Origin of the sequence: Paenibacillus sediminis (genome assembly GCF_017873765.1) — a bacterium.
GTDB lineage: Bacteria > Bacillota > Bacilli > Paenibacillales > Paenibacillaceae > Paenibacillus_AG > Paenibacillus_AG sediminis.
Map to the genome: position 1 here is coordinate 75,280 of NZ_JAGGKP010000005.1, position 14,535 is coordinate 89,814.

General features: G+C 43.4%; 16 protein-coding genes. 11 read left to right on the forward strand and 5 right to left on the reverse strand.

The window, feature by feature from the left end; all coding sequences use genetic code 11:
- Positions 1 to 115: 115 nt before the first annotated feature.
- Complete coding sequence (locus tag J2Z20_RS11325; protein ID WP_209849814.1) at positions 116 to 2,056, reverse strand: ABC-F family ATP-binding cassette domain-containing protein; 1,941 nt, start codon at positions 2,054 to 2,056, stop codon at positions 116 to 118.
- Positions 2,057 to 2,237: 181 nt separating this feature from the next.
- Between J2Z20_RS11325 and J2Z20_RS11330 the strand changes: the two genes are divergently transcribed.
- The 7 genes from J2Z20_RS11330 to groL all read left to right on the forward strand — a co-directional run bounded on the left by J2Z20_RS11330 (position 2,238) and on the right by groL (position 7,417).
- On the forward strand, positions 2,238 to 2,900 hold the full coding sequence (locus J2Z20_RS11330; RefSeq protein WP_209849816.1) for a 5-formyltetrahydrofolate cyclo-ligase: 663 nt from the start codon (positions 2,238 to 2,240) through the stop codon (positions 2,898 to 2,900).
- Positions 2,887 to 3,378, forward strand: coding sequence for a cyclic pyranopterin monophosphate synthase MoaC (gene moaC / locus J2Z20_RS11335; protein WP_209849818.1), 492 nt, complete (start codon positions 2,887 to 2,889; stop codon positions 3,376 to 3,378). Before J2Z20_RS11330 ends, moaC begins: the two co-directional genes overlap by 14 nt.
- A gap of 54 nt (positions 3,379 to 3,432) precedes the next feature.
- Complete coding sequence (locus J2Z20_RS11340) at positions 3,433 to 3,921, forward strand: MogA/MoaB family molybdenum cofactor biosynthesis protein (RefSeq protein ID WP_209849822.1); 489 nt, start codon at positions 3,433 to 3,435, stop codon at positions 3,919 to 3,921.
- A gap of 88 nt (positions 3,922 to 4,009) precedes the next feature.
- Positions 4,010 to 4,240 (forward strand): twin-arginine translocase TatA/TatE family subunit, encoded by a 231-nt coding sequence (locus tag J2Z20_RS11345; RefSeq protein WP_209849824.1) that lies wholly within the window; start codon positions 4,010 to 4,012, stop codon positions 4,238 to 4,240.
- 105 nt (positions 4,241 to 4,345) lie between these two features.
- The gene (gene tatC / locus J2Z20_RS11350; RefSeq protein WP_209849827.1) at positions 4,346 to 5,116 is read left to right on the forward strand and encodes a twin-arginine translocase subunit TatC; all 771 of its coding nucleotides are present in this window, start codon (positions 4,346 to 4,348) and stop codon (positions 5,114 to 5,116) included.
- A gap of 322 nt (positions 5,117 to 5,438) precedes the next feature.
- The gene (gene groES, locus J2Z20_RS11355) at positions 5,439 to 5,720 is read left to right on the forward strand and encodes a co-chaperone GroES (RefSeq protein WP_209849830.1); all 282 of its coding nucleotides are present in this window, start codon (positions 5,439 to 5,441) and stop codon (positions 5,718 to 5,720) included.
- Positions 5,721 to 5,797: 77 nt separating this feature from the next.
- Complete coding sequence (groL, locus tag J2Z20_RS11360) at positions 5,798 to 7,417, forward strand: chaperonin GroEL (protein ID WP_209849842.1); 1,620 nt, start codon at positions 5,798 to 5,800, stop codon at positions 7,415 to 7,417.
- 93 nt (positions 7,418 to 7,510) lie between these two features.
- Here groL and J2Z20_RS11365 read toward each other — a convergent pair whose 3' ends face one another.
- Positions 7,511 to 7,708 carry a hypothetical protein gene (locus J2Z20_RS11365; protein WP_209849845.1) on the reverse strand — a complete coding sequence of 66 codons (198 nt, stop codon included), beginning with the start codon at positions 7,706 to 7,708 and terminating at the stop codon, positions 7,511 to 7,513.
- 214 nt (positions 7,709 to 7,922) lie between these two features.
- On the opposite strand from J2Z20_RS11365, the gene J2Z20_RS11370 reads away from it, so the two are divergent.
- The 4 genes from J2Z20_RS11370 (at position 7,923) to J2Z20_RS11385 (ending at position 11,182) form a co-directional block, all read left to right on the forward strand.
- A complete protein-coding gene (locus J2Z20_RS11370) occupies positions 7,923 to 9,005 on the forward strand; it encodes an outer membrane lipoprotein-sorting protein (protein ID WP_209849848.1) in 1,083 nt (360 codons plus the stop codon).
- A gap of 191 nt (positions 9,006 to 9,196) precedes the next feature.
- Complete coding sequence (gene alr / locus J2Z20_RS11375; protein WP_209849852.1) at positions 9,197 to 10,381, forward strand: alanine racemase; 1,185 nt, start codon at positions 9,197 to 9,199, stop codon at positions 10,379 to 10,381.
- Between the two features lie 165 nt (positions 10,382 to 10,546).
- Complete coding sequence (locus tag J2Z20_RS11380) at positions 10,547 to 10,828, forward strand: CopG family ribbon-helix-helix protein (RefSeq protein ID WP_342454301.1); 282 nt, start codon at positions 10,547 to 10,549, stop codon at positions 10,826 to 10,828.
- A 3-nt stretch (positions 10,829 to 10,831) separates the two neighbouring features.
- A complete protein-coding gene (locus J2Z20_RS11385) occupies positions 10,832 to 11,182 on the forward strand; it encodes a type II toxin-antitoxin system PemK/MazF family toxin (protein ID WP_209849872.1) in 351 nt (116 codons plus the stop codon).
- 95 nt (positions 11,183 to 11,277) lie between these two features.
- Here the strand turns inward: J2Z20_RS11385 and J2Z20_RS11390 are convergent, their stop codons facing one another.
- The 3 genes from J2Z20_RS11390 to J2Z20_RS11400 are packed head-to-tail and all read right to left on the reverse strand — an operon-like array spanning position 11,278 to position 14,461.
- Positions 11,278 to 12,447 (reverse strand): ABC transporter permease, encoded by a 1,170-nt coding sequence (locus J2Z20_RS11390; RefSeq protein WP_209849875.1) that lies wholly within the window; start codon positions 12,445 to 12,447, stop codon positions 11,278 to 11,280.
- Positions 12,444 to 13,142: an ABC transporter ATP-binding protein gene (locus J2Z20_RS11395; RefSeq protein ID WP_209849878.1), complete on the reverse strand. Its 699-nt coding sequence runs from the start codon at positions 13,140 to 13,142 to the stop codon at positions 12,444 to 12,446. The genes J2Z20_RS11390 and J2Z20_RS11395 overlap by 4 nt, the downstream gene beginning before the upstream one ends.
- Positions 13,139 to 14,461 (reverse strand): efflux RND transporter periplasmic adaptor subunit, encoded by a 1,323-nt coding sequence (locus J2Z20_RS11400; RefSeq protein ID WP_209849881.1) that lies wholly within the window; start codon positions 14,459 to 14,461, stop codon positions 13,139 to 13,141. The genes J2Z20_RS11395 and J2Z20_RS11400 overlap by 4 nt, the downstream gene beginning before the upstream one ends.
- Positions 14,462 to 14,535 lie beyond the last annotated feature (74 nt).

Consider the following 14,535-nt stretch of genomic DNA (forward strand, 5'->3'; position numbering starts at 1 on the left):
AATTTGAAAACGTGAAAGATTCAATAAAAAAATGGCCCCGAGGGCCATTGATAAGGTGAAGTTACTCACTATTTTTGTGGATAAATTTGTGAATATTTAGAAAGTAGAGGAGACCTTATTCTGCCGCCAGAGCTTCCCAAGCTTCATAGGCTGCTGCCAGCTCCGCTTTTTTCTGATCGATCGAGGTTTGACGCTCTTGAACGGCGACATAATCTTGGTACACTTCTGGCAGCGTAAGCTCTTCTTCCAAAGCGCTTATTTCACTTTCCAATTTTGCAATTTGTTCCTCTAGCTGCTCAACCTTCCGCAGACGATTGCGTTCTTCACGCTTCGCTTGTTTTTCTGCTTCAAATGATGATGCGCCTGACTTGTCAGTGGAATTGTCTAGTTCGGTCTTTTTCTTAGCAGCAGTATTAGCAGCTTCCTCGGCGAGTTCTGCCAGTTCTTCTTTCTTGGCAACAAAATCATCATAATTGCCGAGGAACAGATTCGCACCTTCTGGATGAAGTTCTACAATACGTTCCGCCATCTTATTCAGGAAGTAACGGTCATGTGAAATAAAGAGCAGTGTGCCCTCAAAATCCAGTAAAGCTGATTCAAGCACTTCTCTGCTGAATAAATCCAAATGGTTCGTAGGTTCGTCCAAGATGAGGAAGTTTGCTTCCTTCAGCATGAGCTTAGCGAGGGAGACTCTTGCCTTCTCACCGCCGCTAAGGGCGGAAATCTTCTTCTGCACGTCTTCACCGCTGAACAGAAAGTTCCCAAGAACAGTACGGATTCGGACTTCCTCCATATGCGGATAGGTACTCCATACTTCCTCCAGCACTGTGTTTTGAGGGTTCAAATGGGTATGTTCTTGATCATAGTAACCCACTTTTACTTTCGTTCCCCACCAAATTTCTCCTTCTGCCGGTTTTAGTTCGCCGATAATCGTTTTTAATAGGGTAGATTTGCCGATTCCGTTCGGACCGATTAATGCGACGGTCTCTCCGCGTCTTAAATCAAATGAGACACCGCGAAACAAAGGGGGCGAGCCATCAAACGAAACGGCTAAGTTACTCACTTGCAGTACTTCTTTGCCGGACATATATTCGACTTCAAACGAGAAGTGGGCTTTCTTAAGATCTCCTTGCGGCCGATCCATGCGATCCATCTTTTCTAGTGCTTTTCGTCTGCTCTGAGCTCGTTTGGTCGTTGATGCACGCACTAAGTTGCGCTGAATAAACGTTTCCATACGTGCGATCTCATCCTGCTGTTTCTCGTACTGCTTGAGCTGGATTTCGTATTCTTTCGCTTTTAATTCCATATAGCGACTGTAATTTCCAGTGTAGCGATACGAGCGATGTCGTTCGATTTCAACAATCGTGGTTACAAGTCTGTCCAGAAAATAGCGGTCATGGGATACTACTAACAGAGCTCCCGGATAACTTCGCAAATAATCTTCAAGCCATGTTAATGTTTGAATATCTAAATAGTTCGTCGGTTCGTCGAGCATGAGCAGATCTGGAGCTTGCAGTAATATTCGAGCCAGGGCAAGACGTGTCTTCTGTCCTCCGCTAAGCGTTGATATGAGCGTATCAGGGGCAAAATCGCCAAAGCCCATACCATGAAGCACACTTCGGATGCGGTTGTTCATTTCGTAACCGCCGTGGTCCTTAAACCAATCTTGCCGTACGGAGTACCGGTTTAGCAGCTCACTATATTTTTTCTCGTCTTGCATATTTGAAGGGTCGGCAATTTGCTCTTCCAAACTGCGTAATTCTTTTTCCGCTTCAATAAGAGGAGTGAATACATGAAGCATCTCCTCCCAAATCGTACGGTCCGATTGCAGTCCGCTGTTTTGAGCAAGGTAGCCGATCGTCGTTTCTTTTGCTTTATAAATTTGTCCGCTGTCATAGGAAAGCTCGCCTGCTAAAATTTTTAAGAACGTAGATTTACCCGCCCCGTTGAGGCCGACGAGACCAATTCTTTCACGCTCTAAAATTTGCAGATTTATTCCTTCCAATACGGGAGTTGTGCCATATAATTTGGTAATGCCAGTTGCTTGAAGCAGCATACTCTAATACATCCTCCATATCTCATGAAACATCTGCCCTGTAAAGGGCGTCTATATATAAGTGTACATGAATTATCCTATAAATGCACAGACATTCGAAGAGATGGCACCCGGTGGTCTTTTGTACGGAACAATGATAAACTAAAAGAAAATTTACAGTTGAAATGAATGGGTTACATATATGGATATCTTGGTGATAAAACAGCAGTTAAGAGAAGCGATGAGAACGCTCCGCGGGAATATACCTGAAGAAGATCGATTGCAACAATCCATTGCTGCTTGTCAGCTTGCAACTTATGAATGTATTGAACCGCTGCGCCGTAAATCAGGTCGTAAACAGCTTACCATTTGCAGTTATTTACCGTTTCGTGATGAACCGGACACTCTTCCGCTGATCCGACATTGCTGGGCCCAAGGGGATACCGTGCTTGCACCAAGAGTAGATCCTTTGAGCAGAAATTTCGAGCTTCACGAGATTTCAAGGGAATCTGATATTGAGCAAGGAACTTGGGGGATTCCCGAACCGAAAGAGGATGCCCCAATGTGGGAGCCGGGTCGCGGAAGCATTGATTTCGTGCTGGTTCCTGGGCTTGCCTTCGATCGGCATGGAGGCAGAATCGGATATGGGGGCGGTTATTACGACCGATTTTTGCAAAAAATAAATAACTTCACTTATCAAAATTCACCTGAACTTGCAAAGCCTCTGCTTGGGGCTATAGTATTGACAGGACAGTTGATTGACCATATACCTATGGAAGAACATGATTATTACATGGATATGTTATTTACATCAACCCATGTGATCTATACGGATAAAGGTTGTGAATGTAATGGAACCGTATAATCGTCAGAATGAATTCACTCATTTTAATGAACAAGGCAGAGCTAGAATGGTCGATATTTCTGGAAAAGCGTCTACGGTTAGAACTGCCGTTGCTCAGACAACAGTGAAGATGCATCCAAGTACGCTTGCTGCAATTAAGCAGGGTGTCATCGGTAAAGGGAATGTGCTTGCCGTAGCGCAGGTAGCAGGCATCCAAGCTGCGAAGAAGACATCAGATTGGATTCCGATGTGTCATCCGCTGCCTTTAACTGGCATTGATATTAAGTATGATGATAATGATGTAGACGAGCTGTATATTGAAGTGACAGTGAAGACAGAAGGAAAGACGGGCGTCGAGATGGAGGCGCTCACTGCAGCGTCCGCGGCTGCTCTAACTGTGTATGATATGTGCAAAGCTCTTCAAAAAGACATGATCATTGGACCGACGATGTTACAGTCGAAGACAGGCGGGAAGAGCGGTGATTATTATAGAGAATAGTTAAATAGTAAAATAAATCGGTAGAAGTTGTCTTTAATAAAGGAGGGTGACTTCATGTTATGGAGAACAGCGATTTTGACGGCAAGCGATAAAGGTGCTAGAGGTGAACGTGAAGACACGAGTGCTCAAGTCATCAGAGAATTGGTAGAGGAAGAGCTTGGCGGTGAAATCGTCGAATATCGTATCGTTCCTGACGAACCGGATGAAATTATTGCGGCATTAATTGAGATGACAGATTATTTTCAAGCGGACTTAGTGCTTACAACAGGCGGCACAGAGCTAGCAATTCGTGACGTTACACCTGAAGCAACGAGACGCGTTATCGAACGTGAGGTTCCTGGCATGGCTGAGGCGATGCGATTTACCGTGATGCAAAAAAATCGGGCAGCAATGCTGTTTCGAGGAGTATGCGGTATACGGGGGCGTTCGCTAATCGTAAATCTGCCTGGCACACCAAAAGGAGTCCATGAGAATTTAGCAGCCATTATGGATCAATTGCCAGATGCTTTGCTGATGGTTAAGGGACAATTCCGAGATTCATAGTTACGAAGATTGTCATAGAACTGTACTATTTGTGTCCATTATATTATGGTATGATGTTGTTGATTATAAGATGAAGGAGACAGAATGTATGAGTTCAATTGGCGTACCGGGTATTATACTGCTAGTAATCTTGGCACTTCTTCTGTTCGGACCGAATAAGCTTCCGGAGCTAGGCCGTGCTGTTGGACGGACTTTCCGTGAATTCAAAGATGGTGCGCGTGAAATTATTTCGGATGATGATAAAACTCAAAGCAAGACTGAAGCTCCTAAGGTAACCGCATCTACAGCGAAAGAGGAAGACAGACGTCTTCCAGAATGACATCATCAAATAGTCTACTAGAAGTCCCTTCCTTTGGGAGGGGCTTTGTTTTTGGCTTATATTTTTGATTGAATCGGCTTATATGAGATATAGGATGGTGGAACAATGGCTGAAGAGCTGGATGAAATGACCGTCATTGAACATATTAAGGAACTTCGAAAACGAATTATATATATACTGATCGTATTTGTGGCATGCCTCATCGTGGGGTTGTTTTTCGCTAATCCGATCTATAAATATTTAATACATGCAGAACCTGCTCAAGGATTTGTACTTCATGCATTCTCTTTCTGGGACGGGATCGGCATGTATATGAAAATTTCGATGATATTCTCGCTAGTGGTCACGCTCCCGTTTACGATCTTTCAATTATGGTTATTTGTAAGCCCAGGGCTTAGACCTGTCGAACGAAGGGCGGCTCTGCGGTTTGTACCTTATGTGTTCCTATTATTCTTGCTGGGCGTAGCTTTCTCGTACTATATCGTATTTCCGATGGCGCTGTCGTTTACGACATCGATTACCAAGAGTATGGGACTGGAAGAAACGTACGGAATGGCCCAATATTTTAATTTCATGTTTAACATCGTATTACCTTTGGCACTGCTTTTTGAATTGCCGTTAATCGTTATGTTTTTAACAAAAATACGGATCCTTAATCCAATTAGACTTCGTAAAATGCGGAGATTTGCTTATTTCGTCCTTGTATTTGTTGCGGTAGTCATTACTCCGCCAGATTTTATATCTGATTTTCTAGTGAGTATTCCACTGCTTTTGTTGTTTGAATTCAGTATATTTCTATCGTCAGTTGTGTACCGCAAACAGCTTGCCGCTGATTCGGAATTTGAAGCTAGTTACACTCAAGCAGCAGAAGAATAAATTGTTAAGGCGTTCCTGTTCATCATTGTGAAAGGGACGTTTTTTTTTTGGCGTTTGTGACACAAAATATTTAGGCATATTTTCAAAACCAATTGGCTAAAATGTATAGGGCATGTCCTTACAGAATGTCCGAGAGGCAAAAAGTCATAAAAATTGGTGAGAAATGATCAAAAGGGACTTGAAATCTACGCTTAAGTTGAGTATTATAAAAATGGTTATTAGCACTAGACGTTGACGAGTGCTAATACATAAACAAACTTTATTGATGTCAGCTTTATAATCAAAATGACATCACAACATATTTTAAAGGAGGCTATTTTTCATGATCAAACCTTTAGGTGAACGCGTATTGGTAGAGGCAATTGCACAAGAAGAAACAACAGCATCTGGTATTGTCCTGCCAGAATCCGCAAAAGAAAAACCGCAAGAAGGTAAAGTGATTGCAGTTGGCAGCGGAGTTTTGAAAGACGGGGTGCGAGTTCCTCTTGAAGTGAAAGTAGGAGACCGCGTTATTTTCTCCAAATACGCTGGAACAGAAATCAAATTTGAAGGTAAAGAATATTTGATTATGAAAGAAAGCGACATCCACGCGATCGTAGGTTAATGATAGGTTAATGAACGTACCTGAACATAAGAAGTAAAACAATTCAAATTTACAATTCATAGGGAGGTTATTTTACAATGGCTAAAGACATTAAATTTGGTGAAGAAGCTCGCCGTTCCATGCTTCGTGGTGTGGACGCTTTGGCAAACGCAGTAAAAGTAACCCTTGGACCAAAGGGACGCAACGTAGTGCTTGAGAAGAAATTCGGCAGCCCGCTCATTACAAATGACGGTGTAACGATTGCGAAAGAAATTGAGCTTGAAGATCCGTTTGAAAATATGGGTGCTCAACTTGTAAAAGAAGTAGCAACCAAAACAAACGACGTTGCTGGTGACGGTACTACAACAGCTACAGTATTAGCACAAGCGATGATTCGTGAAGGTCTTAAAAACGTAACTGCAGGTGCTAACCCAATGGTTGTCCGTAAAGGGATCGACAAAGCGGTTAAAGCAGCTGTTGAGGAATTGAAAAAAATCGCTAAACCAATCGAAGGCAAACAATCTATCGCTCAAGTTGCGGCAATTTCCGCTGCTGACGAAGAAGTTGGCGAATTGATCGCTGAAGCTATGGAGAAAGTGGGCAACGATGGTGTTATTACGGTTGAAGAATCCCGCGGATTCCTAACTGAACTTGAAGTGGTTGAAGGTATGCAATTCGACCGCGGATACGTTTCTCCATACATGATTACTGATACAGACAAAATGGAAGCTGTACTCGAAAATCCGTATATCTTGATTACAGACAAGAAAATTACGAATACACAAGAAATCCTTCCATTGCTCGAGAAAATTGTTCAACAAGGCAAACCGCTTGTTGTTATCGCTGAAGACATCGAAGGCGAAGCTCAAGCAATGCTTATCGTGAACAAACTTCGCGGTACATTCAACGCTGTTGCTGTTAAAGCTCCTGGCTTTGGTGACCGTCGTAAAGCAATGCTTCAAGATATCGCTGCCCTCACTGGAGGTCAAGTGATTACTGAAGAGCTTGGACTTGAACTGAAATCAACAACGATCGATCAATTGGGTACAGCTCGTCAAGTGCGCGTAACGAAAGAAAACACAGTGATCGTTGATGGCGGCGGTAACAAAGCTGACATCGAAGCTCGCGTGAACCAAATCCGTGCTCAACTCGAAGAAACAACTTCCGAGTTCGATAAAGAAAAACTTCAAGAACGTCTGGCTAAACTAGCTGGCGGTGTAGCTGTTATTAAAGTAGGTGCGGCTACGGAAACAGAACTTAAAGAACGCAAACTTCGTATCGAAGACGCTTTGAACGCAACTCGCGCAGCTGTTGAAGAAGGTATCGTATCCGGTGGTGGTACAGCCCTCGTGAACGTATACTCTGCAGTAGCTAGCGTAAATGCTACTGGCGACGAAAAAACAGGCGTGAACATCGTTCTCCGTGCTTTGGAAGAACCGGTTCGTACCATTGCAGCGAATGCTGGTAAAGAAGGATCTGTCATTGTAGAACGTCTGAAAAATGAAAAAATCGGCATTGGCTACAACGCTGCTACAGATGAATGGGTGAACATGTTCGAAGCAGGTATCGTTGACCCTGCGAAAGTAACTCGTTCTGCTCTTCAAAACGCAGCTTCCGTTGCTGCTATGTTCTTGACTACTGAGTCTGTCATCGCAGACAAACCTGAACCAGAAAAAGCAGCTGCTCCAGACATGGGCGGAATGGGCGGAATGATGTAATATAGGCTGTAAAGCCCATTTAAAGCATTACAATAAAGAGGCCTCTCATAAGTTCAGTGAACTTGTGAGAGGCCTCTTTGCCATTGTAGACGGTTAATAATGCCCGTGTGGATGATAGTAGTGGTGATGATGATGGTAGTAATGAATGTGATAATGGGGCACGAAGTAAGGGTGATAGTGAGGATATGGATGATATCCATGCGGATAGCCAGGATAATGCCCAGAAGGATATCCATGACCGTAACCATATGGTGCAGGATCTTGGGTTGGGGTAGTTTGTTGTTGAATCATTGAATTTCTCCTTTCGTATTAAACATAATTCATATTATGCCTAAGTCACGATAAGGGCACTTATCCCGTACATATTGGGCTCTTTTACATTGTTTTGTTTCCATAAAACAGAAAGATAATATTCAGCTTGTCATGCTAGTCTGCATAATGTGACCAAGTCCCTCATAGACATGTATCAAGTTTGAAGAAAACAATGTGCAGAGGGGATGATCTCATGCGTCGGATCACATGGATACTTGCCATGTTGATATGCGTAACCGTTATTCTAGCAGGATGCGGGACAAAAGATGCTGCCGGCGTCGTCAAAGATTTGGACGAAGTTGTAGGCAAGCTTGAAAGTTACCAAGGCTCCGGAACGATGACGCTTCACACTGGAGAAACACCGCAGCAGTACAAAGTTGAGGTGTGGTATCAATCTCCGTCTTATTACCGTATTTCGCTGACGAATGCTCAGAAGGATGTGCAGCAAATCGTTCTTCGCAATGATGATGGCGTATTTGTACTTACACCAAGCCTCAATAAGAGCTTCCGTTTCCAAAGTGATTGGCCGGAAAACCAAGGACAGGTGTACCTTTACCAGACTTTAGTAAACAGCATTTTAAGCGATCAATCACGGCAATTTACATCCGATAAAGACAGTTATGTCTTTGAAGTTGCGGCCAACTATAATACGCATGCGCTTGTTCGTCAGAAGATTTGGCTAAATAAAGAAAACTATGCTCCTAAGCAAGTTCAAGTTTCTGATTCGGAAGCAAATGTCGTTGTCGAGGTGAAATTTGATCAATTTCAATTTGGTAAGAAATTCGATAAAGACTCTTTTGACATGGAACGTAATATGGCTGTAGTTACACCTGATGCATTAGGTTCGATGCTTCAAGTCGATGAGAACGGCAACCCGATAGACACGGATAAAGACAAATCGGCAGCAACGGCTGAAGGCAGTAAACAGGTGAAACTCGGATCATTCGGTGTCATTCAGCCGACTTATGTTCCTGATGGCGTCAAATTCAAAGACATGAGCGAGATGGGAAAAGAAGACGATTATGCAGTGTTGCTGCGTTACGATGGAACGTACCAATATACGCTTCTCGAAGCGCGCCCTAAAGATCGTGCAGCTTCTTTAGCGAAATCAACGGTCGTAGACCTCGGTTTTACAGTAGGGTTATTATCCGGTGAAGAGCAGCAGACGCTAACGTGGATGGTCGATGGAATGGAGTATCGGATTACTAGCGCTGATCTTCCAGTATCGGAAATGATTAATATTGCTGCTTCACTGCAGGATCAATCGGGTAAATAACAAACAATAGGCGATGTTCGAAATTGTTAGAGATTTTCTCTGCAAGGACGATTCTTCGCCTTTTTTACTTTCTATAAGGCGAACTTACAAAAAAAGGTTGCTGGGTACGAATTGACAGCAGAGTTCTCTAACATTAACATTAATTTATTACGCAACAATGATATTAGGCCAAGTTAGAGAAGGTGACTGAATTGCAAGTGAACTATCGAGCTACACGGGCGGAAATTAATTTGGACGCACTTTCTGCCAATTATGCTGCATTTAGAAAAGTGCTTCCCCCTGAAATGAAGCTGCTCGCGTGTGTGAAAGCAAATGCATATGGACACGGAGCTGTACAAGTTGCAAAGGAAATGGAACGTTTAGGAGCAGACTATCTTAGTGTTGCTTTTTTAGATGAAGCGCTGGAACTACGCCATGCAGGCGTTAAATTACCTATTCTCATTTTAGGGTATACGCCGCCGGAGGGAATCCAAACAGCATGGGAGCATGATGTAACGGTCACGCTCTTCAGCGAGGAAGTTCTAGAGGCGATCAGAAATATAGATACAGGTGACTCGAAGCGTAAACTTAAAGTTCATATTAAAATTGATACGGGGATGGGACGTCTCGGATTATTACCGGATCAAGATGTTGTATCTTTTGTACAGAAAGTTAATAGACTGTCACATGTTGACGTTGAAGGCCTATTTACTCATTTTGCAAGAGCGGATGAAGAAGATAAAACCTATACACTGGAACAATATCGTCGTTTCAAAAGTGTTGCCACAGCACTTCAGGACAATGATATACAGATACCGATTTTACATACGGGCAACAGTGCAACCGCTATTGATATGCCAGAGCTATCGTGGAATATGGTGCGTATTGGCGTTAGTATGTATGGATTGTATCCATCTGCTGAAGTGAATCGCGCATCGATAACGCTAACTCCGGTTATGTCTCTGAAGACACAGGTCGCATTTGTTAAGCAACTTCCCCCAAATTGGGGTATCAGCTATGGCAGCAGATACGTAACAGACCAAGAGGAATGGATTGCAACCCTTCCAATTGGCTATGCGGATGGCTACTCACGTATGCTGACTGGAAAAGCACAAGTATTAATTCGCGGTCGCCGCGTTCCGATTGTCGGAACGATTTGTATGGACCAGTGTATGGTGTCATTGCAATCTTTCGGAGAAGAAGCGAAAGATATTAAAACTGGCGAAGAGGTTGTACTCATCGGACAGCAGTCTGGCGAAATCATTTCGGCAGATGAAGTTGCTGACCAGCTTGGTACGATCAACTATGAAGTTGTCTGCATGATCGCACATCGTGTACCCAGACTCTACATTCGTAGCGGAAGAGTTGAAACTGTTGTAAATCCATTGCTGCCTTAACCTGAGGAAGCAGTGCCCGTATTGTCTTTAGGAATTATGCTCTGAATGCAGCATAGATGATATACATGGGGCATATATATTCCTTTGTATAAAATTCCTAAAATCATGTTATACTGGTAGACAGGGAATACAGGCCGACAAGGTTTTGTGGGGGTGTAAGATAAGGTGGCTAATATGCAGAGCACTAAAAGAATTATGATCAGCTTACCGGATCATCTTTTGCAAGAAGTGGATGGAATCGTTGCGCTGGAAAATTCCAATCGCAGTGAACTTATCAGACAGGCCATGAAACTGTATTTACTCGAACGTAAAAAACGTTACATTCGTGAATCGATGCAGAGCGGCTATATGGAAATGGCCAAAATTAACTTAACCATGGCTTCTGAGGCATTTCACGCGGAGGAAGATGCAGACCACACTCTTGGCCGTTTAGTTAGCGGGGTGTAAACATTGATCGTAAAGCGCGGCGATGTTTTTTTTGCGGACCTTTCTCCTGTTGTGGGTTCAGAACAAGGCGGTGTTAGACCGGTGCTCATCATTCAGAATGATATTGGAAATCGGTTTAGCCCGACTGTTATCGTGGCGGCTATTACCGCTCAGATTCAGAAAGCAAAACTGCCGACGCATGTAGAAATTGATGCTGCAACTCATGGTTTTGACCGTGATTCCGTTATTTTACTGGAACAAATTCGGACCATTGACAAGCAGAGGCTGACGGATAAAATTACTCACCTTGACGATGAAACGATGAAGAAGGTCGATGATTCCCTACTGATCAGTCTAGGTTTAATTGATTTTTAAATGAATGTTTATAAACATGAATAGTTTCTTGTTAAAAGGCGCACCTGGAATGTAATCATTCCGGTGCGCCTTTTAATTAAGATAAGAAAGGGATTTCAGTCTGTACGCAAGGCATCGATAGGTTTTAATTTGGCAGCTTTATTGGCAGGAACGATCCCGAAGATAACTCCGATAGCAAGCGAGAAACAAAACGCTAATAATACGATATTCCATGAAGTGGACACGGAAAGGGAGGTGAACTTTCCAACTAACTTACTTGCTCCAAAACCTATACCAACCCCTATCAGTCCCCCTAAAGCTCCTAATGTAACGGACTCGATCAAGAACTGGGTAAGAATATCTCTTCTCTTTGCGCCGATGGCCTTACGGATACCGATTTCCCGAGTTCGTTCATTAACGGAGACAAGCATGATATTCATAATGCCAATACCGCCTACGAATAGGGATATTCCAGCAATGCCTCCGAGAGCTATGGATAATGTGTTTGAGATCGAGCTTGCCGTATCAAGCATATCTTGCTGGTTAAACACAGTATAGGCATCTTCGCTGCCGAATTTGTTAAGAAGCTTAGCTTTTATTAAATTCATGGCTGAGTCCATAGTATCCGTTGATTGAGCTTGAATATAGATGGATCTGACGCCTTTACTTTTGAGTAGCCGTTCAGCTGTTGAGATCGGAATTAATATTTTATCATCATTGGAGCTTTGCAGGCTTGAGCCTTTTGAAGCTAAGAGACCAACAATGGTAAATCGCTGTCCGTTGAGCAGAACACTCTGGCCGACGGGGTTACTCGTACCGAATAAATCTTGAGCTGTACCTGTTCCGATAAGTGCGATCCTCTGTCTGTATTCAATGTCTATGGGTAAAATAAATCTACCTGCTTGAACATGGTAATCCCGTACAGTTTCATATTCTGGAGTAATCCCTTCCGTCTGAACAGTTACATTGTCCGTGCCGTTTTTGGCGGTCACTTGCCCTGAAATGACGGGGGATACTTCTTTAACGCCGGGGACAGCAGCATAAGTCAGCGATTCTTCATAGCTTAGTGAAGTGGCTACACCTCTGCCTGAAATATTGACTGTAAGCAGGTTAGTCCCCAGTCCTTGCATCTGAGTGGTTATATTTGAGGCTGCACCTTGACCTACGGAGACTAGCGCGATGACGGCCGCAACTCCGATAATAATGCCGAGCATCGTAAGAAACGATCTTAATTTATTGCTCATAATACTTTTTACAGCCATTTTCAAACTTTGGGTTATATTCATACACGGGCACCTCCATCTATGGCAATGACACCGTCTTGAATATGAATAATGCGATCAGCTTGGCTGGCGACAGTTAAATCGTGTGTGATCAGTATAATCGTATGACCTTGTTCATTCAGTTCACGAATAAGCTGGATAATTTCTTTGCCTGTATTTGTATCCAGTGCGCCAGTAGGTTCATCGGCCAGCAGAATTGACGGCTTGCCGGCAATTGCTCTTGCAATGGCGACCCGCTGCTGTTGACCTCCTGATAATTCTGATGGCCGGTGTAATTTACGGCTTGATAACCCGACTCTCTCCAATGATTGCTCGGCGAGCATTCTTCTTTCTTTGTGGGGCAGCCCTCTATAGATGAGCGGAAGTTCAACATTTTCAAGTGCGGTTAGTTTGGATAATAGATTAAACTGTTGAAATATAAATCCGAGTTTCTCGTTGCGAATGGCTGATAAGCGGTTATCTGACAGTTCCCGCACCTCTTGTCCATCAAGGCGATAGCTGCCCTCATTAGGCACGTCAAGACAGCCAATCATGTTCATTAATGTTGATTTTCCTGAACCTGAAGGACCGATAATTGCGACAAATTCGCCGTGATGAATATGGAGAGATACATCCTTCAGCACTCTAAGTTCTTCATCACCCATTTTGTACCAATGACTTAAGCCGCTGATCTGAATAAGAGGCTGTGGAGAGCTCATCGTGAACCACCTCCGCCGCCGCTGCCGCCAGATACAGATCTTCTTGACTCACCCATGTCGCCAAACCCGCCCATACCGCCAAAGCCACCTATACCGCCAAAGCCGCCGCGCAGTTGCGCCGAGTTGTTTGAATTGCTGACTACTGTTGGAATAATAACCTGTTCACCTTCCGTAAGCCCGCTGACGATTTCGATGTAGTTCTCGTTATTTACACCGACTTCAACGGTTTTCATTTGACGGTTGGCACCGCCAGTAAAGGTTTCAGACCCCGATCGGCGTGTACTGGCTGCACCTGCAGAACTGCTGTTTTGAGCTCCTGATCTCCATGATCTTGATTGCGTTCTAGTTTCATTTGTCGGTGTATTGGTTTGTGAACCGGGAGTACTGCTATTTGATTCGGAAGAACTAGCCGGAACAAAGACTACATGTCTGTTGCCGATTTTCTGAACAGCCTCAATCGGTACCATGAGAATATCTTTTTTCTCTTGGATGGTAATAACGGCTTGTCCGGACATACCTGCTTTTATACCGGCAGTATCTTTGATATTGAGCGTGACATCAAATACAGAAACTCCGTTCGAAGCAGTGCCTTCTTTACCGATTTTCGTCACTTCGCCTGCTATCGTTTGGTCTGGAAGCGCATCGAATTGCAGTTCAGCTTGCATGCCTTGTTTTATTTTATCGATATCGAGTTCATCAACTTGAATGGTCATCGTTAACTGTGAATAATCAACGATTTCACCTATTTCTGAGTTTTCATTGACCTGATCTCCCGCATTTACACTAAGGGAAGTGATTTCCCCAGCGATAGGAGCTGTAACTGGATCGGGCGGATTCTCGCTTTCTTTTAAAGATTTAATTTTGTCATTTGCCAGCTCAATATCAATTAACATTTTGTCAATTTGCTTTTGCAAATCACCTGTATCTTCGCCTGCTGCGGTTTTCTCTTTAAATTGTTGTTGGGTTGAAATGAGATCAATTTGTTGTTTCTGTAAATTCAGCTCTTCTTGTTTAATTTCATCACCTTTATCTTCACCCTCGTAAGTGAATAGGACTTGTCCTTTTTTGACAGTGTCTCCTTCTTTAACAAGAACTTTTGCGATTTTACCGGCTGCGCTTGGCTTTAACGTCTGACGTACCGATGCGACAGCAGATCCTGAGCCGGATACAGTCACTTTAATACTCCCTTTTTGTACGGTGGCCGTATTGACCGACACCGCTGATCTCTGATTGCCTTTGCCCGCAAAAATGAAATATAGGGCGACTGCTACAGCGATTAAGGCGACTGTGATGATGAGCATTAACCACTTCTTTTTCATTGTTTCCCTCCAAAAAAATATTGTTAAAAGTGAAGTTATTCTAGCATTCAAATATGAACGGAAAATGAACAGGC